Below are 21,466 nucleotides of genomic sequence, written 5' to 3'. Positions count from 1 at the left end.
CCATGCGAATCTCCCTGACACTGGCAATACTCATGCTTCCACAACAGCCAAGCCAAGGCGTTGCGACATCGTGGCACCTCGAATACTTGAATATCACCGAAGCGCACCGGATATCGAGAGGAAGCGGTGTCGTAGTCGCTGTTATTGACTCGGGAGTTGAGCCAATTCCTAGCCTTGAACACGCACTATTACCAGGAATCTCGTTTGTGGAAGGCGACGACTCGCAGGGCTCAACCGACGAGCACGGACATGGTACCGCAATATCGAAGCTAATTGCCGCCTCCGAAAATGATAGAGACAAAGGAATATCTCCAGCGTCCAAGATCCTCCCCGTAAGGGTGTTGGACGGGCGCGGGAATGGACAGACAGATGCAACAACAGAAGGAATTCGATGGGCTACAGACCACGGCGCCGATGTGATAAACGTGTCAACAACCGGCGGCCCTGACAGCGATCTACGGCGAGCCGTCGAAGACGCAATATCCAAAGACATCATAGTTGTTGCGAGCACTGGAAATAGACCAGAACAGAACATAATAGGTTTCCCGGCTTACGTGGACGGCGTTGTCGCTGTAGGCGCCACCGATCAATTGGGAAACGTCTCAGCCATATCAGCAACAGGCGACAAGCTCTCTCTTGCAGCCCCAGGTGTTGGATTATTGGGCGAGTCCGGGAGCAACGGCCAGTCTGGCACTGGAACGTCGGGGGCGGCGGCGATTGTGTCGGGGGTGGCGGCGTTGGTGTGGAGTCGGTATCCGGAGTTGTCGGCGGCTGAAGTGGTGCGTCGGATGACGGCGACGGCGGTGGACAAAGGGGCGCCGGGGCGGGATCCGGAGTACGGGTTCGGGATCGTGGATCCGGTGGCGGCGCTGACCGCGGACGTGCCGCCGCTGGAGGCGTCGGGGGAGCCGACGCGTGGGGGTGCGAGCGGGCAGGCGGCTCCGGCGCCCGAGCGGAACACGCCGGGGCGGGTTGCCGTGATCGTGGTGGCGGTGGCCGCGAGCTTGCTGGGGGTGGCGCTGCTCGTCGTCCGGCTTCGAGTTCGGAGACGTGGGCCCGGCGGCTGACGGCGATCGGCTGCGTTCGGGGCCGCGGCGACGCGACCCCGAACGAGCACCGTGGCCGCAGCGGGGCGGTCGGGCAGCGTTGCCCGACGCGGACCTGAACCAGGCGCCCCGACGGGTGGCCGTGGGTGGTGGCGGTTGAGCCCCTCCCGAGTCCAGCACTGTAGGGAGGGAATCTTGCGGGCCTGATTCCTCGCCGTTACAGCCGGGTTTAACTTTTGCCCGATTTATCCGTGACGCGCCCGGTTGGGGTGGGGAAACGCGGCTACCGGTAGCGTGGGGAGCCGTGCAGATCTCGAACCGGCCGCGCCTGATCCTGGGCTCGGCGAGCCCGGCCCGCCGTACCCTCCTGAAGTCCGCCGGGATCGATGTGGACGTGATCGTCAGCGGGGTGGACGAGTCGGCGGTGGAGGCGGTCAGCGCGGACACGTTGTGCCAGGTTCTGGCGCGGCTGAAGGCGGCCGCGGTGGCCGACCGGGTGCGGCAGACGGAGGCGGCGACGCTGCCGGGGACCGGTCCGGCGACGCTGGTGCTGGGGTGTGACTCGGTGCTGGCCTTCGACGGGGAGATCCTGGGCAAGCCGGCGGACGCGGACGACGCGGTGCGCCGCTGGCAGGCGATGCGCGGGCGGAGCGGGACGCTGCACACCGGTCACAGCCTGGTCGACGTGGGTGGCGGGCGGGTGGCCGAGGGTGTCGCCGCGACGGTCGTGCACTTCGCGGACGTGTCCGACGACGAGATCAAGGCCTACGTGGGTACGGGTGAGCCGCTGCACGTCGCTGGTTCGTTCACGATCGACGGGCTGGGTGGCGCGTTCGTGGAGCGGATCGAGGGCGACCACGGGACCGTGGTCGGGCTGTCGTTGCCGCTGCTGCGCCGGCTCGTCGCGGAGCTCGGTCACTCCATCACGGACTTCTGGGCCACCGCCTGACGCAATAGCGTGAGCGTCATGGATTTCAAGACGCTGCCGCATTCGCCGGAGTTGTACGCGTACGCGCTGGCTCATGGTATGCCGTTGGACGATCTCACCCGGGAGCTGATCGCCGAGACGCACGCGGCGCTGAGCCCGCGGGAGTCGGACATGCAGGTCTCGCCGGAGCAGGCCGGCCTGCTGACGCTGCTGACCAGGCTGACGGGCGCGCGCACGGCGGTCGAGGTGGGCACGTTCACCGGGCTGTCGGCGCTGTCGATCGCTCGCGGACTGCCCGAGGACGGGCGGCTGACCTGCTTCGACATCTCGGCGGAGTACACGGCGGTGGCGCGCCGGTACTGGACGCGCGCGGGCGTGGACAAGAAGATCGAGCTGCGGATCGGGGCGGCCGCGGACGGGCTGCGGGAGCTGCCCGCGGAGCCGCACATCGACCTGGTGTTCATCGACGCGGACAAGGTCGGCTACCCGGCCTACTGGGCGGAGCTGGTGCCGCGGATGAACCCGGGTGGCCTGCTGATCATCGACAACGTGCTCCGCGCCGGTCACGTACTGGCCCCGCGCAACGACGCGGACCGGGCGATCGCACGCTTCAACGACATCGTGGCCGCCGACGACCGGGTCGACGCGATCATCCTGCCGCTGGCGGACGGCATCACCCTCGCCCGCCGCCGCTGACCGGCCGCGCCGCGTTTGCTCTGCTTACCTGCCGCAACTTTGAGCGCCGCCCGCACGCCGGCGCCGGCCATCGCCGAGGTAAGCAGAGCAAACGCGGCCGGAACACGATCACGGAACCGCCGGGTCCCACGTGGGTGAGCAGAGCAGATCCGGGTGGAACGGGATGCGCGACGGCGCCCGTGAGCGGCGTACCGGGTGGGCGGGCGACGGTGGTCAGGTGAGCCGTGGGGGCACGGAGTGGCGGAGGCGGAGCGTGAGCAGCGCGGCCGTGACGATGAGAGCGGGCAGCAGCAGGAAGGCCGGGTGCGGGCCGATGTGGTCGGAGAGCGCGCCGAGCAGGAGCGGGGCCGCGCCGAAGCCGATCACGGCGGTGTAGTTGGCCCTGGCGGCCGCGAGGTCGGCCTGGCCGGGAGCGGCGGCCAGGGCGAGGGAGATGGTGAGCGGGTAGTGCATCGCGTTGCCGAACCCGAGCACGATCAGGCCGGTGGCGGCGAGCCAGCCGACCGGCGGCGTCCAGAACAGGACGAAGCCGATGGCGGAGACGCCGAGTGCGGCGAGCAGCAGCGGGACCGGCGGGACGCGCAGCGCGATCCGGCTGCCGGCGAGGCGACCGGCGAACATGCCGCCGACGATCGCGGCGACGGTGGCGGAGGCGCCGCCGGGTGACATGCCGGCGTGGCCGCGGAGGACGTCGGCGGCCCAGAGCGACAGGCAGACCTCGATCGACCCGGTGACACAGAGCATGGACCAGGCCAGCCAGTACGACCGGGGAAGCCGCTGGGACGGAACCCGGGCACCGGCCCTGGCCTCTTCCCCGACTCCGGCCCCGGCGGAGGCACTCGAGCCGCCGGAACCGGGCGGACCACCCGAGCCCTCGAACCCGGCAGGCGCGGCCCCACCGTCGGCCCCGCCGGAGCCCGCAGGACCGGCTGACGCGGAAGAACGCGCAAACCCGGCAGGACCGGCAGGACCGGCAGGCACGATGAGGTCGCCGGGGCCGGCCTGGGCGGCGGGACCACCGGGCCGGCCGCGGATGCCGGAGGGGGCGGGCGTGGGCGGGCGGCGGGTGCGTCGTACCGCGGATGTGGTGATGGTGATGGCGACCAGCAGGATGAGCGCGCCGATGCCGGGACGCCAGGTGTCCCAGAGCCGTACGCCGAGCCCGGTCAGCAGCGGGGAGATCATGCCGAAGCCGACCGCCGCCGCGTTGGCCTCGGTGATCGCGGTCGGGGCGAGCGGGCCGTGGCGTGCGGTGAGGGCGCTGACCGCGCAGCTCACCACCGTCCAGCCGCACATGGAGGCCAGCGTCGCGGCGGTGAGCGTGACCGGCAGCGGGCGGAACGAGATCAGCAGGATCGTGGCGGCCGTGACGCCGCCGAGCGCGCACCACATGGTGCGCGCCCGGCCGAGACGGCGGGACAGCGGTGGGTAGAGCACGCCGCTGAGCAGGCCACCGACCGCGAGTGCGGTGCTGTGCAGGCCGGCGACCGCGGCGGTGGTGCCCTGTTCGTCGCGGAGCAGCGGAACGACCGGCCCGAAGCCGTAGAGGAAGTAGCCCCACAGTCCGAGCTGGACGTAGATCAGCCACGTGGCCCGGTCACGGTGGAAACGCACCGGTCCACCGTAGATCGGTCAGCGGACGCTGCGCGCGAACATCCGGGCGGCCCAGGCCGTGGCGAGCACGGCCAGCACGAGCGTGATGGTGAGCCCCTGCCAGACCTCGGGCGCGCCGGGGTTGCCCGCGAACAGCGCGCGGGTGCCGTCGACGGCCCAGGAGAACGGGTTCCAGTCCGCGACGCGCTGCAGCCAGACCGGCGCGAACGTGAGCGGCAGCAGGATGCCGGAGAGCAGCAGCAGCGGCTGGGACACCGTGTTCATCACCGGGGCCAACGCGTCCTCGCTCTTGAGCAGCAGTGCGACGCCGTAGGAGAGCGCGGACGTCATGAGCGCGATCAGCGCCAGCATCAGGTATGCCAGGAGCAGGTCGCCGATCGCCACGCGGAGGCCGAACGGCATCGCCAGCAGCGTGATGATCACGGCTTGGACCAGCAGGCTGACCACGTCCTGCAGGGACCGGCCGAGCAGCAGTGCGGTGCGGCTGACCGGGGTGACCCGGGACCGCTCGATCACGCCGGCGCGCAGTTCGGAGATGAGGCCGAAGCCCTGGAAGAGCCCGCCGAAGATGGCCAGCATGACCAGCAGTCCGGGGACGAACGTGCGGTAGACCTCGGCGTCGCTGATCGCGCCGCCGGCCGACAGGGCGGGCTTGAGCAGCGGCGCGAACAGCAGCAGGAACATGAGCGGCTGGAACAGGTTGATGAAGATCCAGACCGGCTGGCGCAGCAGCAGTCGCAGCTGGTTCTGGAAGACGAGCCAGATGTCCCGGAAAAATTTCATGGTCAGCTCTCCCGCAGCGATCGGCCGGTCTTCTCCAGGAACACGTCGTCGAGGCTGGGCCGGTGCAGCTCGATCGTGCCGAGCGCGATGCCGGCGCCGTCCAGCGTGCGCATGATCTGCGGGATGGCGGTGCCGCCCGCGTCGACGTAGAGGCGCAGGCCGGCCGGGGTCTGCTCGAGACTCGTCACGTACGGCGCACCGTCCAGCAGTGCCGCGGCCACGGCGGTGGAGCCGTTCACCCCGACGGTGACCACGTCGCCGGCGATCTCGCGCTTGAGCTCGGCGGGCGTGCCCTCGGCGACCAGCGTGCCGTGGTCCATGATGGAGATCCGGTCGCAGAGCGCGTCGGCCTCGTCCAGGTAGTGCGTGGTGACGAAGACGGTCATGCCCTGGTCGCGGAGCCGGCGGATCTCGTCCCACATGTGCACCCGGCTCTGCGGGTCGAGCCCGGTGGTCGGCTCGTCCAGGAACACCACCTGGGGCTGGTGGATGACGCCGAGCGCGATGTCGACGCGGCGGCGCTGACCGCCGGAATACGTCGCGCAGGGCCGGTCGGCGAACTCGGTGAGCTGGAACGCGGCCACCGCGGCGTCCGCGCGGCGCCGGGACTCGGCCTTGCTCACGCCGTAGAACCGGGACTGCAGCACCAGTTCCTGGCGGGCGATGCTGCCGTCGTTCGTGCTGCCGCCCTGCGCCACGTAGCCGATCCGGCGGCGGACCTCGCCCGGCGCGCGGAGCAGGTCGGCGCCGGCGATCGTGGCCGCGCCGCCGTCCGGCTCGATCAGCGTGGCGAGCATGCGCAGCGTGGTGGTCTTGCCGGCCCCGTTCGGCCCCAGGAAGCCGTAGATCTCGCCGGCCTTGACGTAGAGGTCGACGCCGCGCACGGCGTCGACCGATCCACGGCGGGTGCGGAACGACTTCCGCAGCCCTTTGGTCTCGATCATTTCCCCGCTCAACTCCCCCAGTTACATCGACATGAGCGCACGTCCGACGGACGCGCGCCCACGCTAACGCGATATAACGTGGTTAATCAAGCTTGATTATTACTCAATATCGTCGGTGAACCCCTGCCAGCCCTCCGGCCAGGGCGCGGCCGACGGCAGGTACGGCTCGCCGCTCTCCACCAGCCCCGCGATCCGCTCGCACCACGCGATCTCGCCCTCGGCCCGGGCCATGTGCAGCTGCCACATCCAGGCCACGTGCGGCGGCTTGCCGGACGTCGGGCTCATCCAGCCGGACTCCATCGCGGCCCGGAGGCTCTCGTTGTTCGCCCGCAGCAGCCGGGCGCGGTTGCGCAGCGCGGCCGCCGCCTCCTCCCGTGGCAGCGCCGGGAGCAGCGAGAACGCGGCGAAGAACGGGTCGACCGCGCCCTCCAGGTTCCACCACGCGCCGCGCAGCAGGTTCTGGAACTCGTCCTCGCCCTTCGGCGTCAGCTCGTACGTGGTGCGGGCCGGCCGCGCGCCGACCTGTTCCGTCGCCACCTCACGCAGCATGCCGTCCTCGGTGAGCTTGCGGAGCGCGTGGTAGATCGAGCCGGGCTGCACGTTCGCCCACCGGTCGGCGCTCCAGCTGAGCAGTTCGCGGCGGACGTCGTACCCGTGCACCGGCTGGGTCCAGCGCACGAGACCGAGGATCATGAGGCGAGTGGTAGACACGCCATGAAGCGTAATAAACAAACTTGACTAGTTGACCGGCCACTAAACTTCCGATCAGTAACTTGTCGCCGGGATCTCCAGGAGCGTGCCGTGCGCAGAGTGCTCATCGCCAACCGGGGCGAGATCGCCGTCCGGGTCGTCCGTGCCTGCCGGGACGCGGGGCTGGCCAGTGTGGCCGTCTACGCGGACTCCGACCGGGACGCGCCGCACGCGCGGCTGGCGGACGAGGCCTACGCGCTGGGCGGTGACACGCCCGCCGAGACCTACCTGCACATCGGCAAGCTGCTGGACCGTGCCGCGCGGGCGGGCGCGGACGCCGTACACCCCGGTTATGGTTTTCTGTCCGAGAACGCGGAGTTCGCGCAGGCGGTGCTGGACGCGGGCCTGACCTGGATCGGCCCGGCACCGGCCGCGATCCGCGACCTCGGCGACAAGGTCACCGCGCGGCACATCGCGCGGCGTGCCGGCGCGCCGCTGGTGCCCGGCACGTCCGCACCCGTCGCCGGCCCGGACGAGGTGCTGGCGTTCGCGGACGAGCACGGGCTGCCGGTCGCGATCAAGGCGGCGTTCGGCGGCGGCGGCCGCGGGCTCAAGGTCGCGCGCACCCGTGCGGAGATCCCGGCGCTGTTCGAGTCCGCGACCCGCGAGGCGGTGGCCGCGTTCGGCCGCGGCGAGTGCTTCGTGGAGCGATACCTGGACCAGCCGCGGCACGTCGAGGCGCAGGTGCTCGCGGACACGCACGGCTCCGTGATCGTGGTCGGCACCCGGGACTGCTCGCTGCAGCGCCGCCACCAGAAGCTGGTCGAGGAGGCCCCGGCGCCGTTCCTCACCGACCGGCAGCGCACGCAGATCCACGAGTCGGCCAAGGCGATCTGCCGGGAGGCCGGCTACCACGGCGCCGGCACCGTCGAGTACCTGGTCGGCCGGGACGGCACCGTCTCGTTCCTGGAGGTCAACACGCGGTTGCAGGTCGAGCACCCGGTCACCGAGGAGACCTCCGGCATCGACCTGGTCCGCGAGCAGTTCCGCATCGCGGCCGGCGAGAAACTGCGCTTCGACGCGGACCCGGCGCCGCGCGGGCACGCGATCGAGTTCCGGGTCAACGGCGAGGATCCCGGCCGGGGCTTCCTGCCCGCACCCGGCACGGTCACGTCGCTGGTGCTGCCGGCCGGTCCCGGCGTCCGCGTCGACGCGGGCATCGAGAGCGGCAGCGTGATCGGCGGCGCGTTCGACTCACTGCTCGCCAAGGTGATCATCGTCGGCGAGACCCGGACCGAGGCGCTGGAGCGGGCCCGCCGCGCGCTCGACGAGATGACCGTCGAGGGCATGGCCACCGCGCTGCCGTTCCACCGCCTGATCGTCCGCGACCCGGCGTTCACCGGCGAGCCGTTCGACGTGCACACCCGCTGGATCGAGACCGAGTGGTCCGGCGGCGTCCCGCCCTTCACCGGCGGCACCGGCGCCGGCACGGACACCGCCGAGCGCGAGACACTGGTCGTCGAGGTCGACGGCAAGCGCCTGGAGGTGAGCCTGCCGGCCGGCCGCACCACCACCGCCGCACGCACCGGCCGGGCCGCCCCGCGCCGCGGCGGCACCCGGGGCACCACCACCACGGCCGGCGGCGACACGCTCACCTCACCGATGCAGGGCACCATCGTCAAGCTCGCGGTCGCGGAGGGCGACACGGTCGCGGAGGGCGACCTGATCGTGGTGCTCGAGGCGATGAAGATGGAACAGCCGCTCAACGCACACCGGGCCGGCACGGTCACCGGGCTGACGGCCACGGTCGGCGGCACGGTCACCGCCGGCGCCCCGATCTGTTCCATCAAGGACTGATTCATCGTCCCGCTTCCGGCGTGCGCGCGTCCCGGTGCTCCCGCGGGCACCGGTCGGCCGCGGGCGGCCTCCCTGCCGGTTCCGGCGTGCGTGCGGAGAGCCGGTCAGCGCGTCACGGCCGGGTAGACCTCCACGTCGTAGATCAGCCGGACCGGCTCGCCGTTGGTGATGCCGACGAAGATCGGCGCCGCGGCCGGGGTGTGGCCCTTGCGCCAGACCTCCGCCTCGGCGGCGGCGCGGGACTCGGGGTGGGTGCCGCCACGCCGGTGGAGGTCGACCACGCGGCGGGCGGTGTTGCGGTCCGTGTCGAGCTGGATCCGTAGCAGCGGCATCGCACCTCCCATACGGTCTGCGACCAATTGCACGCCGCGCGACGACGTACGGTCAATCCGGTTAAGTAGTTTGGCACCTAACTATCAGGGGGCTAAGGTATCCGGGTGGACACCGACCGATTGCACAACGCGCCGCTGGGCAGCCTGCTGGCGCTCGCCGCGCGGCTCGCGCAGCAGCAGTGGGGTGGATACCTGGCCACGCACCACAACCTGACCCCGGCTGGCGTCGCCGTGCTGACCACACTGGGCATGCACGGTGGCGACCTGACCCACAGCCAGGTGGCGCAGGCCTGTTTCTTCAAGCCGGCCACACTCACCGGCATCGTCGACACGCTGGCGAAGTCCGGGCACGTGGCCCGCCGACCAGATCCGGACGACCGGCGCACCATCCGCCTCGCCCTCACCGATTCCGGGCGGCAGGCGCTGGCCGCGATCCGCGCGGTCCGCGAGTTCAACGCGCCGATGACCTCGGTCGACACCGATCCGGCGAAGGCCGCGATCATCCGCGAGTTCCTGCTCGAACTCATCTCCACCCATGGAGGACCCTGATGACCACCACCGCGGTCGAGGTGAAAGACCTCGTCAAGCGATATCCGAAGGCACCGGTCAACGCGGTCGACGGGATCACCTTCGACGTGACGCCCGGCGAGATCTTCGGCCTGCTCGGGCCGAACGGCGCCGGCAAGTCGACCACCATCGGCATCCTGACCACGCGCGTGCGGGCGACCAGCGGCAGCGCGAGCGTGGCCGGCCGGGACGTGATCCGCGACGGGGTCCGGGCGCGCAGCTCGTTCGCGGTGGTGCCGCAGCGCAGCAACCTGGACCGGTCGCTCACCCCCCGGCAGAACCTCACCTTCCACGCGGCCTACCACGGGTTCTCCCGGGCGTACCGGAACGCCCGCGCCGACGAACTGCTGGAGCAGTTCGGGCTGGCCGAGCAGGCGAACAAGAAGCTCGACGCCTACTCGGGCGGCATGGCACAGCGCCTGATGATCGCGCGGTCGATGATGCACGAGCCGGCCGTGCTCTTCCTGGACGAGCCGACCACCGGGCTGGACCCGCAGTCGCGGATCTTCCTGTGGGAGCGGGTCCGCGAGATGCGCGACCGCGGCGTGACCGTGGTGCTGACCACGCACGACATGGACGAGGCCGCGGAGATGTCGGACCGGGTCGGCATCGTCGACCACGGCAGGCTGCTGGCGCTGGACACGCCGGCGGCGCTCACCCGCCGGCTGACCGGGCAGGCGGTGCTGGAGCTGAGCGTGACGCCCGCGCCCGGGGAGTACCCGGAGAAGCTGATCGCCGCGCTCGCCGAGATCGACGGCGTGGCCCGGGGCGAGCAGGTCCCCGGCGCGGGCGCGGCCCCGGCCCCGCCCGCGAGGGCCGCGATGGCCGCGATGGCCACGGCGGCCTCGGCCCGCGGCGGCGGTGGTGGCCGGCCACCCGGCCCGGCCGCGCCGCAGGACGGTGACCCGGTCACCCTGCGGCTCTACCTGGACCGTGCGCCGGCCGGCCTGCTGGGCCCGGTCGTCTCGGTGCTCGACGCGCGCGCGGCCACGCTGGCGAACGTGCAGATCGGCGAACCGAGCCTGGAGGACGTCTTCATCGACCTGACCGGAAGGGGTCTGCGATGACCACGCTGACCGACACCACGCCGACCGGGACCGCACCCGCGGCCGCGCCACGGCCGTCCGCGTTGAGCGCGTTCACCGCGATCCTCTGGCGGGACGTCTTCGTCACCGGCAAGGAGCTGTGGGTCTTCCTCGCGCAGACCGCGCTCCAGCCACTCTTCATGCTCTTCGTCTTCGCGAAGGTGCTCAACGCCGGCGGGTACGTGTCGACGGAGTACTCGCTCCTGCTGCTGCCCGGCATCGTGGCGCTGGCCGCGTTCCTGACCGCGCTGCAGACCGTGTCGTTCCCGTTGATCATGGAGTTCTCGTTCACGATGGAGATCGAGGACCGGCTGCTGGCACCGCTGCCCACCTGGGCGGTCGCGGCCGAGAAGATCGTGCTCGCGATGATCCGTTCGATCGCGTCCGTGGTGATCATGTACCCGATCGGCTTCCTGGTGCTCGGCGACGTGCCGTGGCACACCGCCGGCGTACCGCTGCTGGTCGTGGCCCTGCTCCTGGGCGGCTGGGTGGGCGCGGCGATCGGGCTCACGCTCGGCACGATGGTGCCACCCTCGAAGATCAGCATCGTGTTCGCAGTGATCATGACGCCGCTGATGTTCACCGGCGCCTCCCAGTACCCGTGGAAGTCACTGGAGTCGCTGCCCTGGTTCCAGGTGGTCACGCTGTTCAACCCGCTCACCTACCTGTCCGAGGCGGTCCGGGCCGCGTCGATGCCACAGATCCCGCACATCGCCCCGTGGATCTCCCTGCTCGCGCTGGCCGGCTTCGGCATCGCCTTCACGGCCACCGGCCTCCGCGGCTTCCGCCGCCGCGCCGTGGCGTAACGCCGTGACATAACCCGCGCCGCGTGGCAACCCGCGCGGCGTGGCAATCCGCGCCGCGTGGCAACCCGCGCGGCGTGGCAATCCGCGCCGCGTGGCAACCCGCGCGGCGCGGACCCGCCCGCGAAGCAAGCCGCGCCGTGACCCATGGCAAGCCCCGCGGCACGGCAACCAGGGCCGCGAGGCGAGCCGGACCGCATGGCAAGCCGCGCCGCGAAGCAACCCGCGCCGCGGTGGCGCCGGCCGTGGGTGGGTTGTGCCGGTTGCGGGACCGGATCCGCCCGGCGGTAGCGAACCGCACCGCATGGCAACCCGCGCCGCGAAGCATCGCCGCGCCAGGACGCACGTCTGGCCGCGCGGCGCGGCGCCGCGAGACACGGCACGGCGCGAGACGCGGCCCGAGACGAAACGCGGCCCGAGGCGAAACGCGGCGCAAGACGAGACGCGGCCCGAGACGAAACGGGAGGCAACCGGCGCCGCATGGCAACCGGGCCGCGAGGGAACCCGCGCCGCGAAGCAAGCTGGGCCGTGGCGCATGGCCGGCCACGCGGCATGGCAACCCACGAACCGAACCGAGCCGCGAGGCGTGGCAAGCCGAACCGCGCCGCGTCGGGTGACGGTGGGCCGTGGAAATCGCCGGGATACGGCACTCGCCGGGCGACGACGAGAAATGGCATCCACCGGCACCTCGCACTCGCCGAACGACGGCAAAGCGGCAATGCCGGAACCCGGCACCCATCGGACGACGGCGGGAAGCAACACCACGGAACTCGCACCCACCAGCGAGAAACGGCATTGCGGAACCGCACCCGCCGGGTGACGACGGGAAGCGGCACTGGGCACTCACCGGGTAACGGCGAAAAGCGGCATCCGCCGCCACCGGGCGCCTGGCGGGTCGCGGCGCCCGACGGGTGGCGGCGGACCACAGCACCTCACGGATGGCGCCGGACCACAGCACCCCACGGATGGCGCCGGACCACAGCACCCCACGGATGGCGGCGGGTCGCGGCGGATGCCGCGGCCCGCCGCCGGGGTGTTTCCCGGCCGACCACGCGTCGTGCAGGGAGGAGCCCTGCGACGACCGGTGCCCGCGGGAGCACGCCCGAAGTGACCACGCCGGAAGCGGGAAGACGGCCCTGTCGTTTCGGGCTTTCTCGGTTCGCCGGTCGTGTCGTCCCTAGGCCAGGTGCGGGTTCGCCTCGGTGACGAGGCGGCGCAGTGCCGCGTCGGCCGGCATCGGGGCGAGGCCGGGCCGGTTGCGTGGGCGCAGCGAGACCTCGCCGGATGCCGCCTCGGCCGGGCCGATGATGGCCGCGTACGGCACGCGCTGCTGTGCGGAGCGTCGTACCCGGGACGACACGGAGCCGTCCGCCACCACCTCCGCGCGGAGCCCGGCGTACACCGCCGCGCGGCAGAACTCGCGTGCCGCGTCGTCCTGCGCGGCGGAGATCGGCAGCACCTGGAGCTGGCGGGGGGCGTACCACAGTGGGAACGCCCCCTCGTGCACCTCGATCAGGTACGCGAACAGCCGCTCCATGCTGCCGGCCAGACTGCGGTGGATCATCACCGGTACCTGGCGGGCACCGGCCGCGTCCACGTAGGAGAGGTCGAACCGGGCCGGCTGGTGGAAGTCGAGCTGGACGGTGGAGAGGGTCATCTCCCGGCCGGCCGCGTCCGCCACCTGGATGTCGATCTTCGGCCCGTAGAACGCGGCCTCGCCCGGCTCCGCCACGAACTCCCGCCCGGACGCGCGCAGTACGTCCCGCAGGATCGCCTCGGCGCGGTCCCACATCGCGCCCTCGCCGACGTATTTCGGGCCGTCGCCGCGCAGCGACAGGCGGAAGCCGGCCGGTTTCACGCCGAGCGCCGCGTGCACCTTGTCGATCATGCGCAGCACCAGGTCGACCTCGTCGGCGACCTGTGACAGCGGCGCGAACACGTGCGCGTCGTTGAGCCACATGCCGCGCACCCGGCTGAGCCCGCCGAGCACGCCCGAGCGTTCCGCCCGGTACATGCCGCCCAGTTCCGCGATCCGCAGCGGCAGGTCCCGGTAGGAGCGGCCGCGGGACCGGTAGATCAGCGCGTGGTGCGGGCACGCGGACGGTCTCAGCACGAACTCGTCGTCGGCGGAGAGCGCCATCACCGGGAACATGTCGTCCGCGTAGTGCGGCAGGTGCCCGCTGGTCAGGTACAACTCCTTCTTGCCGAGCGGCGGCGAGTTGACGTGCTGGTACCCGGCGCGCCGTTCCTCCTCGCGCAGGTACTCCTCCACGGCGTGCCGGGCGGCCGCGCCGTCCGGCAGCCACAGCGGCATGCCGGAGCCGGCCAGCGGGTCGGTCGCGAACAGTTCGAGTTCCCGGCCCAGCCTGCGGTGATCGATCATGACAAGACTCCTTCGGGGTACGGCCGAGGCCGCCCGCTCGGAGCAGAGAACGACGCAGGCCCCGGAGCGTGAGCGCCCCGGGGCCTGCGTGTGTCGATCTGCGTCAGCGCAGCAACAGTCGCCGCCGGGGAGAACCCGGCGTCGTCGTCAGCTGGCCGTATCGCATGTGTGCACCGTACCCGTACGGGAGTCGTTTTCCGTAGCCGTTTTCCGGCGGCCGACCGCTGAGCGGGCCGCCGGCACGGGACCTGCCGGCGGCCCCGGCACCGCTCGTCACCGGCCGGCATCGCGAGCGACCGGCTGGGCGGGTGCCGACGCCCGACATCGAGAACGGGGGACCCGATGTCGTGGGCCCCTCTACGGTACGCGCCGCGCGGCTCGCCGAGCGCCATATGGGGACGTTTCGCCCCGGTGAGTCACGGCATAGATCGACTACTCGAGATCGTGCAGCATGAGCTGGCGCGCCGCCTCCGCGACCGACCCGGACAGCGACGGGTAGATCGTGATGGTCTGGGCCAGCTGGTCCACGGTCAGGTTGTTCTCCACCGCGAGCGCGATCTGCTGGATCAGCTCGCTGGCCTTCGGCGCCACCACCACGCCGCCGATCACCTGCCCGCTCGGCCGGCAGAACATCTTCACGAAGCCGTCGTGCAGGTCGTCCATCTTGGCCCGGGCGTTGCCGTTCAGCGGCAGCATCACCTGGCGGGCGGTGACCCGGCCGGAGTCCACCTCGTCCTGCGAGACGCCGACCGTGGCCAGTTCCGGGTCGGTGAAGACGTTCGCCGCCACGGTGCGCAGGCGCAGCGGGCGGACCGCGTCGCCGAGCGCGTGCCACATCGCGATCCGGCCCTGCATCGCGGCCACGCTGGCCAGCGGCAGCACGCCGGTGCAGTCGCCGGCCGCGTAGATGCCGGGCACGTTCGTGCGCGAGGTGCGGTCGACCGTGACGTAGCCACCGCGGGCCACCTCCACGCCGTACTCCTCGAGGCCCAGGTCCTGGGTGTTCGGGATCGAGCCGACCGCCATCAGCGCGTGCGAGCCGAAGACCTCGCGGCCGTCCGCCAGCGTCACCTTGACGCCCTCGCCGCCGCGGATGACCGACTCGGCCCGCGAGTTGTTCAGGATGTTCATGCCGCGGGACCGGAAGACGCGCTCGATCGCCATCGCGGCGTCCGCGTCCTCGTGCGGCATGACCCGGTCCCGGCTGGAGACCAACGTCACGTTAATTCCCATCGCCAGGTAGGCGCTGGCGAACTCCGCACCGGTCACGCCGGACCCGATCACGATCAGGTGGTCCGGCAGTTCCGGCAGGTCGTAGATCTCCCGCCAGGTCAGGATGCGCTCGCCGTCCGGCATCGCGGACGGGAGCTGACGCGGCGTGGCTCCGGTGGCGATCAGAACCGTGCGGGCATCGATTGAATACTCAGCGTCACCATTGTCCGGCGTGACCAGCACCCGGTGGGTGTGACCCAGCGTGTCGTCGCCCAGCCGCGCCCGGCCGGACACCATGGTCACACCCGCCTTGATCAGCTTGTCGTGGATGTCCGACGACTGCGCCAGCGCCAGCCGCTTCACCCGGGCGTGCACGGCGGGTGCGTCCACGGTCACCGCCTCCAGGCCGTCGGAGTCGATGCCGAACTCCTCCGTGTCCCGGAACGCCGTCACCACGCCCGAACTGGCGATGAAGGTCTTCGAGGGTACGCAGTCGAACAGCACGCAGGCACCGCCCGCGCCGTCCTGCTCGACCACCGTCACCTCGGCCCCCAGCTGCGCGGCGACGAGCGCCGCCTCATATCCGGCCGGACCGCCACCGATGATGACGATTCCACCTGCCACCGCACTGCTCATGCCCAGTTCCTCCCGACCACGATCTGGTTTTTCCCCGTAAACCAGATACGACACGCTCGGTCATATTCTCCCCCAACCGTCCGCCGGGCTATCGTCATCGCCGTGCGTCATTACGCCGCGTATGGCTCAAACCTCGACCCAGCCCGCATGCATGCTTACGCTCCGCACTCGCCCATGATCGGGGTCGGGTGGCTGGAGGGGTGGCGGCTGACCTTCGCCGGGGAGGACGTCCTCGGTTGGGAGGGCGCCGTCACCACGGTGGTGGAGTCGCCGGGCGACCGCGTGTTCGTGGCCCTCTACGACGTCGACGAGTTCGACGCCGCCCAACTCGACGAGGTCGAGGGGGTGAACTCCGGCACCTACCGGAAGCTGACCGTGCGGGTCGCCACCCTCGAGGGCGAGGTCACCGCGTGGGTCTACGTGCTCAACGGGTACGAGGGCGGCCTGCCCACCTCGTGGTACCTGACCGAGATCGCGAACGCGGCCCAGGCGGCCGGTGCGCCCGACGACTACGTGGCCGAGCTGCGCGCCCGCCCGACCCGCACCGCCAAACCCGACTGACCGCTCCCCCGCCGGTCAGTCGTCGGGCCAGACGATGGCGGACGCGGACTCCAGCAGGCCGAGCAGTTCCGCGCGCTCGGTCAGGGAAAGCACCTCGTAGGCCTGGCCGGCTATCCGGTCGGTGACCGCGTCCGCCCAGAGCCGCCGCCGGATCAGCGGCGGCACCTTCGGGTAGGGCGGCTGCCAGCCGTACGCCACCGCCCCCGCCTCGCCCTCGGGCCCGGAGATCACCGCCTCCAGCGGGCTCAGACCGCTCACCCGGGCGGCGATCAGGTGCGCCCCGGTGCGGTGCTCGCGCAGCAGGTGCAGCAGGATCGCGGCCTGGCCGCCGGCCCGCTGGTCCGGCACCGGCATCGCCCGCCACGCGGCGAACAGCGGCAGTCCGGCCGGGTCCGCGGCCAGCACCACCCGCCGGCACAGCTCGATCAGCCGGGCCAGCCGTGGGAACGTGGACAGCCGCTCCACGCCCCAGCGCGCGCACTCGGCCAGGTGCTCGGCCGCTATCTTCGACGGCGGCAGCACGGTCGCGGCCGCGTCCCAGCCGTCCGAGACCGCGTCCGGCGCTATGAAACCCAGCGCGGCGGCCACCGTGTCCGCCCGCACGTCGCCGAGCGCGCCGCCGCGCGCGGCCACGTAGTACGCCCAGCCGGAGAGACCGAGCCGCCGCGCGCGCTGCAGCGTCAGCGGGTCCTCCGCGAACGCCCCGCCGAGACGCAGTATGTGCGCCTTCGCGGCAGCCGCCGCCTGGTCGGGGGTCACGCGCCCGATTCTGCCTTGGCCGGCCCGCCCCGGTCAGTCCTGCCCCGGCGCGCCGCACCTTTCCGCCGGCCACCGTCGGCGAACGGCGCCGCAGGCTCGACGAACGGTTCGGCGGCGCCGCGGTCCGGGGTGGCACCGGACGCCTCCAGCGCGGCCGCGGCGTCCCCGTGCCGGCGCCGGGCCGCGCTCGCCGCCCGCTCCGCGGTCTTGCGCGCCAGCTTGCGCCGGCTGACCTCGTGGTCGGCCTCGTTCCGCTCGGCCTGCAGCGCGGCGATCCGCTCGGAGAGGTCCGCGACCGCGGCGACGGCGGCCCGCTCGGCGCCCTCGGCGGTCGCGAGGTCGGCCTCGGCCCGCTCCCGGTCGCGCAGCGCCGCCCGCTCGGCCCGCTCCAGCGCGCGCCGCGCGGCGTCCTCCGCCTTCCGGGCCGCCTCCGCCTTCCGGGCCGACGACCGGCCGGCGATGACGGTACGGCCGGCCGGCTCGTCCTCCGCGTCCACGCCGGGCGCGGAGGCGGGACGGACGGCCGGGTCACCGGAGCCGCCCGGCGTCCGCGGCCCGGATCCGCCGCGACGGCCGCGCACGCCCCCGTCCGCGCGACCCGTCGCCGATACCGGCCCGGCCGCGGGGCGCGCCCGTCCGGCGCCGTCCCGGCCCGCCCCGGCGCCCTCGTCACCGGGGTCGTCGACCTCCGGGGACTCGGCGTCCGGTGCCGCGACCAGGCGCAGGCGGGGCCGGGGTACCTCGCCGAAGCCCGCGTAGGAGACCGGCCGCAGCAGCCGGCCGGACCGGACCGACGCGGCGATCTCCTCATCGGACAGTGCCGCGGTCAGCGTGTCCTCCACCTCGGTCAGCGGCAGCTTCGCGGTCGACACGCCGGCCGCACCGGCGAGCGTGCGCGCCTCCGCGACCAGCGACGCCACCAGCCGCCGCCGTTGCCCGGAGAGCTCGCGCAGGTCGGCGCCGCGCAGCTCGCGCTGGGCCGCGCGCATCTCGCCGGCCAGCGCCGCCAGGTCGGCCAGCAGGTCCGGCCGGCGGATCGCCAGCAGGTTGACCAGCCACGCCGCGATCACCGGTTTGCGCAGCGCCGCCGTCTCCTTCGCGCCGGCCACGTCACCCCGGGCGCGCGCCTCGGCCACGGCCGCGTCCCGGGCGGCCGTGAAGCGGTCCGGCGGCTCGGCGTAGAGCCGGCGGAGCAGGTCCGCGCCGAGGCTCACGACACGGTCGTCCCGGGCTCGAGCCGGGCGTACTCGAAGTCCAGCAGCAGGTTCAGGTTCCGGTTGACCACGGCCAGCCCGATGTCGCTGAGCAGCGCCTCGTGCAGCGCGAACGCCCGCCGCGGGTTGACCTCCCGGCCGAAGTCGACGGCCTCGGCCATCCGCATCCACGGCCCGGAGATCGGCAGGAACAGCGTGTCCACGTCGGCGTCCGGGATCGCGAACGAGTCGCCCGGGTGGTAGACGTTCGTGCCGTCCGCCTCGACCAGCCAGGCCAGGTTCGGCACCCGGGGGATGTCCGGGTGGATGATCTGGTGCGCGCCGCCGTGCGCGCTCACCGCGAAGCCGGCCACCTCGATCGACTCGCCCGGCTGCACCGTGGTGATCAGACTGGTGAGTTCCGGGATCGCGGCCGCCACGCCCGGGTGCGCGAAGACCGGCACGCCGCGCTCCTCGACCACGTCCGCGATGCGCTCCGGCTCCGCGTGGTCGATGTGCTCGTGGGTGAGCAGCACGGCGTCCGCACCGTCCAGGGCGGCCCGTTCGCTGAACGCGCCCGGGTCGATGACCAGCACCGCGCCGTCGCGCTCCAGCCGCACGCAGGCATGGGTGAACTTGGTGATCCGCATCGACGCCTCCTCCTGGCCGTGGCCGTCCCGCGGCCGAACCGTGACGCTACCGAAGGTTCCCGCACGGAACCCGTTCATCCGCCGGGTGCGTCTGACCGGTCACGCACGCCCCGCCGCGGCGCGCACTCACGAGGGGATCCGACAATCATGGCCACGGTACGACGACAGCGCGCACTCGCCGCGTTCGGCGCGACGGGTCTGGCGCTCACGCTGGCCCTCGCCGGCTGCGGCGCGGACAGCGCCGAGAACGCCTCCACCAGTAGCGCCGGCGAGGCACCGGCCGCCGCGCCCGCGGTGCCGCAGGACGCGGGTGGCGCCCAGGACAGCAGCGGCGGCGGCACGACCGGCAAGGGTGACGGCACCGGCGCGGCGCCCGGCTCCGGCGGCGGCGCCCCGGTGATCAACCGGGACGTGATCTACACCGGCTCGGTGACGGTCCGGGTCACGGACGTCGACGCGCAGGCCGAGGCCGCGATCCGGCTGACCGAGGTCGCGGGGGGCTTCGTCGGCGCGGACGCCCGGTCCACGGACGTGAACTACGCGAACACGCCGTACGAGAAGGCCACGATCACGCTGCGGATCCCGCGGGACGCGTTCTACGACGTGCTCGGCAAGATCTCCGCGCTCGGCGAGCAGGAGAGCCGGAAGATCGACGCGCAGGACGTGACCGAGGAGGTCGTCGACCTGGACTCGCGGATCGCCAGCCAGCGCGCGCAGGTGGAGAGCGCCCGCAAGCTGCTGGCCCAGGCGAAGTCACTGAACGACCTGGTCTCGCTGGAGAACGAGCTGGCCCGGCGGCAGGCCGAGCTGGCGTCGCTGGAGGCGAAGCGGGACCGGCTCAAGGACCTGGCCGCGCTCTCCACGCTCACGGTCGAGCTGGTGCAGGACACCGCGCCGCCACCGCCGGCCGAGGAGCCCGACGACCGCGGCTTCCTGGTCGGGCTGCGCAACGGGTGGGACTCGTTCCTGACGTTCGGCGCGGTGGTGCTGACCGTGGTCGGCGTGCTGCTGCCGTGGGCGATCGGCGTCGGCGTGCCGGTGCTCGCGCTGGTGCTGCTGTGGCGCCGGCTGCGGCGTCGCCGTCCCGTCGTCGCGGTGAACGCCGCGCCCGCGGCCCCGCCGGCGTCCGCCCCCTGATCATCGACGGGTACGGGTGGCGCGTCCGCCCGGCCGGCGCGCGGGCCACCCGCACCCTCGACTGATTTTGATCTTCTAGAACGCGCCGCTGGCGAGCGCGGCCAGGGCCGTGTGCGTCATCACCCGGATGCCGTAGCCGATCGCGCGCTCGTCCACGTCGAACCCGGCCTGGTGGATGTCGCGGCGGACCTCGGAACCGGGCGTGCTGGTGCCGAGCCGGATCATCGTGCCCGGCACCTGCTCCAGGTAGAACGCGAAGTCCTCGCCGCCCATGCTGATCTCGGCCTCGACGACGCGCTCCGGGCCGAGCGCGGCACCGGCGGCCGCGGAGATCAGCGCGGACGTCATCCGGTCGTTGATCACCGGCGGCACGCCGCGCGTGTAGACCACGTCGGCCTCCGCGCCGGTCGACGACACCACGTCCTTGATCAGGCGGGTGACCAGCTCGGGCGCCTCCCGCCAGGCCTCCCGGCTGAGGATCCGGATGGTGCCCTTGGCGTAGCCCTCGGCGGGAATCGCGTTGTAGGCATGCCCGGCGTTGACCGTGCCCCAGACCATCGAGACACCGGCGCGGGCGTCCATCCGGCGGTCCAGCAGCGCGGGCACGTCCACGATCACCCGGCCCAGCGCGTGCACCAGGTCGGTGGTCAGGTGCGGCCGGGCGGTGTGTCCACCGGGGCCGCGCAGCTTCACCTCGATGGTGTCCGCCGCGGCCGTGAACGGGCCGGAGCGCACGCCGACCAGGCCGGCCGGCAGCTGCGGGTAGCAGTGCAGCGCGAAGATCGCGGCCACGTCCTTGAGCCCGCCGGCCGCGATCACGTGCGGCGCACCGGACGGGATCGCCTCCTCCGCGGGCTGGAACAGCAGCCGCACCCGGCCGGGCAGCTGCCCCTCCTGGTTCAGCTTGGCCAGCGCCAGCCCGAGCCCGAGCAGGATCGTGGTGTGCACGTCGTGACCGCAGGCGTGCATGACGCCGTCGACCGTGGATCGGTACGACACGTCCTTGGTGTCCTGGATGGGCAGCGCGTCGAGGTCGGCCCGGAACGCGATCACCCGGTCGCCGGTGCCGATGTCACAGATCACGCCGTTGCCCTTGGGCAGGAACCGCGGTTGCAGACCGGCCGCGGCGAGCTCGCGGGCGACCAGCGCCGCGGTCTCGAACTCGTGGTAGGACAGCTCCGGGTGCGCGTGGATGTGCCGGCGAACGGCTACCAGCTCGGCCCCTCGTGACGCGAGCCATCGGTCGAGTTGACCGGGCAGGGGGTCGGCCCCGGGTGGAGTATCGGGCCAGGACGACGTCAGCTCGCTGCTGGGCAGCGTCAACGCACTCGTCACGTCGGATTCTCGATCACTGTTGATGGGGATGGATGTTGACTCGGACAGCCTAGACCTCACATGGTGACGCTGCGCAACCTCGTTACGGTAGTGATCGGGTCGCGGTCCGTCACGAAAGCGCTGGTAAGGACGCTTGAGGGTCGGTGGGGCGCCGTCTGCGCCGTGGTCCCGCGCAGGCACTCGCCACCTCCCTTTCTACAACGCGTAACGGCGTCGCGGGACACGAGTGCACTTCGGGCGAGTCCCGTATACACC

19 protein-coding genes and 1 pseudogene are annotated in these 21,466 nt (G+C 72.2%); 9 read left to right on the top strand and 11 right to left on the bottom strand.

Annotation, left to right across the window (positions count from 1 at the left end; translation table 11 throughout):
• Nucleotides 1–2 precede the first annotated feature (2 nt).
• The 3 genes from J2S44_RS22810 (at nt 3) to J2S44_RS22800 (ending at nt 2,670) form a co-directional block, all read left to right on the top strand.
• The gene (locus tag J2S44_RS22810) at nt 3–1,067 is read left to right on the top strand and encodes a S8 family serine peptidase (protein WP_310417506.1); all 1,065 of its coding nucleotides are present in this window, start codon (nt 3–5) and stop codon (nt 1,065–1,067) included.
• Nucleotides 1,068–1,350: 283 nt separating this feature from the next.
• Complete coding sequence (locus J2S44_RS22805; protein WP_310417503.1) at nt 1,351–1,995, top strand: Maf family protein; 645 nt, start codon at nt 1,351–1,353, stop codon at nt 1,993–1,995.
• A gap of 18 nt (nt 1,996–2,013) precedes the next feature.
• Nucleotides 2,014–2,670, top strand: a complete 657-nt coding sequence (locus tag J2S44_RS22800) for an O-methyltransferase (RefSeq protein WP_310417501.1) — start codon at nt 2,014–2,016, stop codon at nt 2,668–2,670.
• Between the two features lie 213 nt (nt 2,671–2,883).
• On the opposite strand, the gene J2S44_RS22795 is transcribed toward J2S44_RS22800, so the two are convergent.
• From J2S44_RS22795 to J2S44_RS22780, 4 genes are all read right to left on the bottom strand, one after another.
• Nucleotides 2,884–4,284, bottom strand: coding sequence for an MFS transporter (locus tag J2S44_RS22795; RefSeq protein ID WP_310417497.1), 1,401 nt, complete (start codon nt 4,282–4,284; stop codon nt 2,884–2,886).
• Nucleotides 4,285–4,302: 18 nt separating this feature from the next.
• Nucleotides 4,303–5,067 (bottom strand): ABC transporter permease, encoded by a 765-nt coding sequence (locus tag J2S44_RS22790; protein WP_310417494.1) that lies wholly within the window; start codon nt 5,065–5,067, stop codon nt 4,303–4,305.
• Nucleotides 5,068–5,069: 2 nt separating this feature from the next.
• Nucleotides 5,070–6,011, bottom strand: coding sequence for an ATP-binding cassette domain-containing protein (locus J2S44_RS22785; protein ID WP_310417491.1), 942 nt, complete (start codon nt 6,009–6,011; stop codon nt 5,070–5,072).
• 99 nt (nt 6,012–6,110) lie between these two features.
• Nucleotides 6,111–6,722 carry a PadR family transcriptional regulator gene (locus J2S44_RS22780; protein WP_310417487.1) on the bottom strand — a complete coding sequence of 204 codons (612 nt, stop codon included), beginning with the start codon at nt 6,720–6,722 and terminating at the stop codon, nt 6,111–6,113.
• A gap of 90 nt (nt 6,723–6,812) precedes the next feature.
• On the opposite strand from J2S44_RS22780, the gene J2S44_RS22775 reads away from it, so the two are divergent.
• Nucleotides 6,813–8,558 carry an acetyl/propionyl/methylcrotonyl-CoA carboxylase subunit alpha gene (locus tag J2S44_RS22775; protein ID WP_310417484.1) on the top strand — a complete coding sequence of 582 codons (1,746 nt, stop codon included), beginning with the start codon at nt 6,813–6,815 and terminating at the stop codon, nt 8,556–8,558.
• 104 nt (nt 8,559–8,662) lie between these two features.
• Here the strand turns inward: J2S44_RS22775 and J2S44_RS22770 are convergent, their stop codons facing one another.
• Nucleotides 8,663–8,890, bottom strand: coding sequence for a hypothetical protein (locus J2S44_RS22770; protein WP_310417480.1), 228 nt, complete (start codon nt 8,888–8,890; stop codon nt 8,663–8,665).
• A gap of 105 nt (nt 8,891–8,995) precedes the next feature.
• Here J2S44_RS22770 and J2S44_RS22765 point away from each other — a divergent pair, with 105 nt between their 5' ends.
• The 3 genes from J2S44_RS22765 to J2S44_RS22755 are packed head-to-tail and all read left to right on the top strand — an operon-like array spanning nt 8,996 to nt 11,348.
• Nucleotides 8,996–9,439: a MarR family transcriptional regulator gene (locus J2S44_RS22765; protein ID WP_310417477.1), complete on the top strand. Its 444-nt coding sequence runs from the start codon at nt 8,996–8,998 to the stop codon at nt 9,437–9,439.
• Entirely contained in the window at nt 9,439–10,524 is a 1,086-nt protein-coding gene (locus J2S44_RS22760; protein WP_310417474.1) for an ABC transporter ATP-binding protein, read from the top strand. Before J2S44_RS22765 ends, J2S44_RS22760 begins: the two co-directional genes overlap by 1 nt.
• Complete coding sequence (locus tag J2S44_RS22755) at nt 10,521–11,348, top strand: ABC transporter permease (RefSeq protein ID WP_310417471.1); 828 nt, start codon at nt 10,521–10,523, stop codon at nt 11,346–11,348. Before J2S44_RS22760 ends, J2S44_RS22755 begins: the two co-directional genes overlap by 4 nt.
• 1,174 nt (nt 11,349–12,522) lie before the next feature.
• On the opposite strand, the gene thrS is transcribed toward J2S44_RS22755, so the two are convergent.
• Nucleotides 12,523–13,728 carry a threonine--tRNA ligase gene (gene thrS / locus J2S44_RS22750; RefSeq protein WP_310417468.1) on the bottom strand — a complete coding sequence of 402 codons (1,206 nt, stop codon included), beginning with the start codon at nt 13,726–13,728 and terminating at the stop codon, nt 12,523–12,525.
• Between the two features lie 432 nt (nt 13,729–14,160).
• Entirely contained in the window at nt 14,161–15,576 is a 1,416-nt protein-coding gene (locus J2S44_RS22745) for an NAD(P)H-quinone dehydrogenase (protein WP_310417465.1), read from the bottom strand.
• Between the two features lie 102 nt (nt 15,577–15,678).
• Between J2S44_RS22745 and J2S44_RS22740 the strand changes: the two genes are divergently transcribed.
• Entirely contained in the window at nt 15,679–16,137 is a 459-nt protein-coding gene (locus J2S44_RS22740; RefSeq protein ID WP_306835167.1) for a gamma-glutamylcyclotransferase family protein, read from the top strand.
• Nucleotides 16,138–16,152: 15 nt separating this feature from the next.
• Here J2S44_RS22740 and J2S44_RS22735 read toward each other — a convergent pair whose 3' ends face one another.
• The 3 genes and pseudogenes from J2S44_RS22735 to J2S44_RS22725 form a co-directional block, all read right to left on the bottom strand.
• Nucleotides 16,153–16,896 (bottom strand): SCO6745 family protein, encoded by a 744-nt coding sequence (locus J2S44_RS22735; RefSeq protein ID WP_310417462.1) that lies wholly within the window; start codon nt 16,894–16,896, stop codon nt 16,153–16,155.
• A gap of 587 nt (nt 16,897–17,483) precedes the next feature.
• Nucleotides 17,484–18,110 (bottom strand): annotated as a pseudogene (locus J2S44_RS42955) (hypothetical protein); the annotation flags it as partial.
• Nucleotides 18,107–18,739: an MBL fold metallo-hydrolase gene (locus tag J2S44_RS22725; RefSeq protein WP_310417456.1), complete on the bottom strand. Its 633-nt coding sequence runs from the start codon at nt 18,737–18,739 to the stop codon at nt 18,107–18,109. The pseudogene J2S44_RS42955 and the gene J2S44_RS22725, both read right to left, overlap by 4 nt.
• 147 nt (nt 18,740–18,886) lie before the next feature.
• Between J2S44_RS22725 and J2S44_RS22720 the strand changes: the two genes are divergently transcribed.
• Nucleotides 18,887–19,876 (top strand): DUF4349 domain-containing protein, encoded by a 990-nt coding sequence (locus J2S44_RS22720; protein ID WP_310417453.1) that lies wholly within the window; start codon nt 18,887–18,889, stop codon nt 19,874–19,876.
• 75 nt (nt 19,877–19,951) lie between these two features.
• Here J2S44_RS22720 and J2S44_RS22715 read toward each other — a convergent pair whose 3' ends face one another.
• The gene (locus J2S44_RS22715) at nt 19,952–21,391 is read right to left on the bottom strand and encodes an amidohydrolase (RefSeq protein ID WP_374727894.1); all 1,440 of its coding nucleotides are present in this window, start codon (nt 21,389–21,391) and stop codon (nt 19,952–19,954) included.
• Nucleotides 21,392–21,466: the final 75 nt, after the last annotated feature.

This window comes from Catenuloplanes niger (assembly GCF_031458255.1).
Classification (GTDB): domain Bacteria; phylum Actinomycetota; class Actinomycetes; order Mycobacteriales; family Micromonosporaceae; genus Catenuloplanes; species Catenuloplanes niger.
Note: the sequence above shows the minus strand (reverse complement) of the source record. Positions and strands in the feature narration are given on the sequence as shown.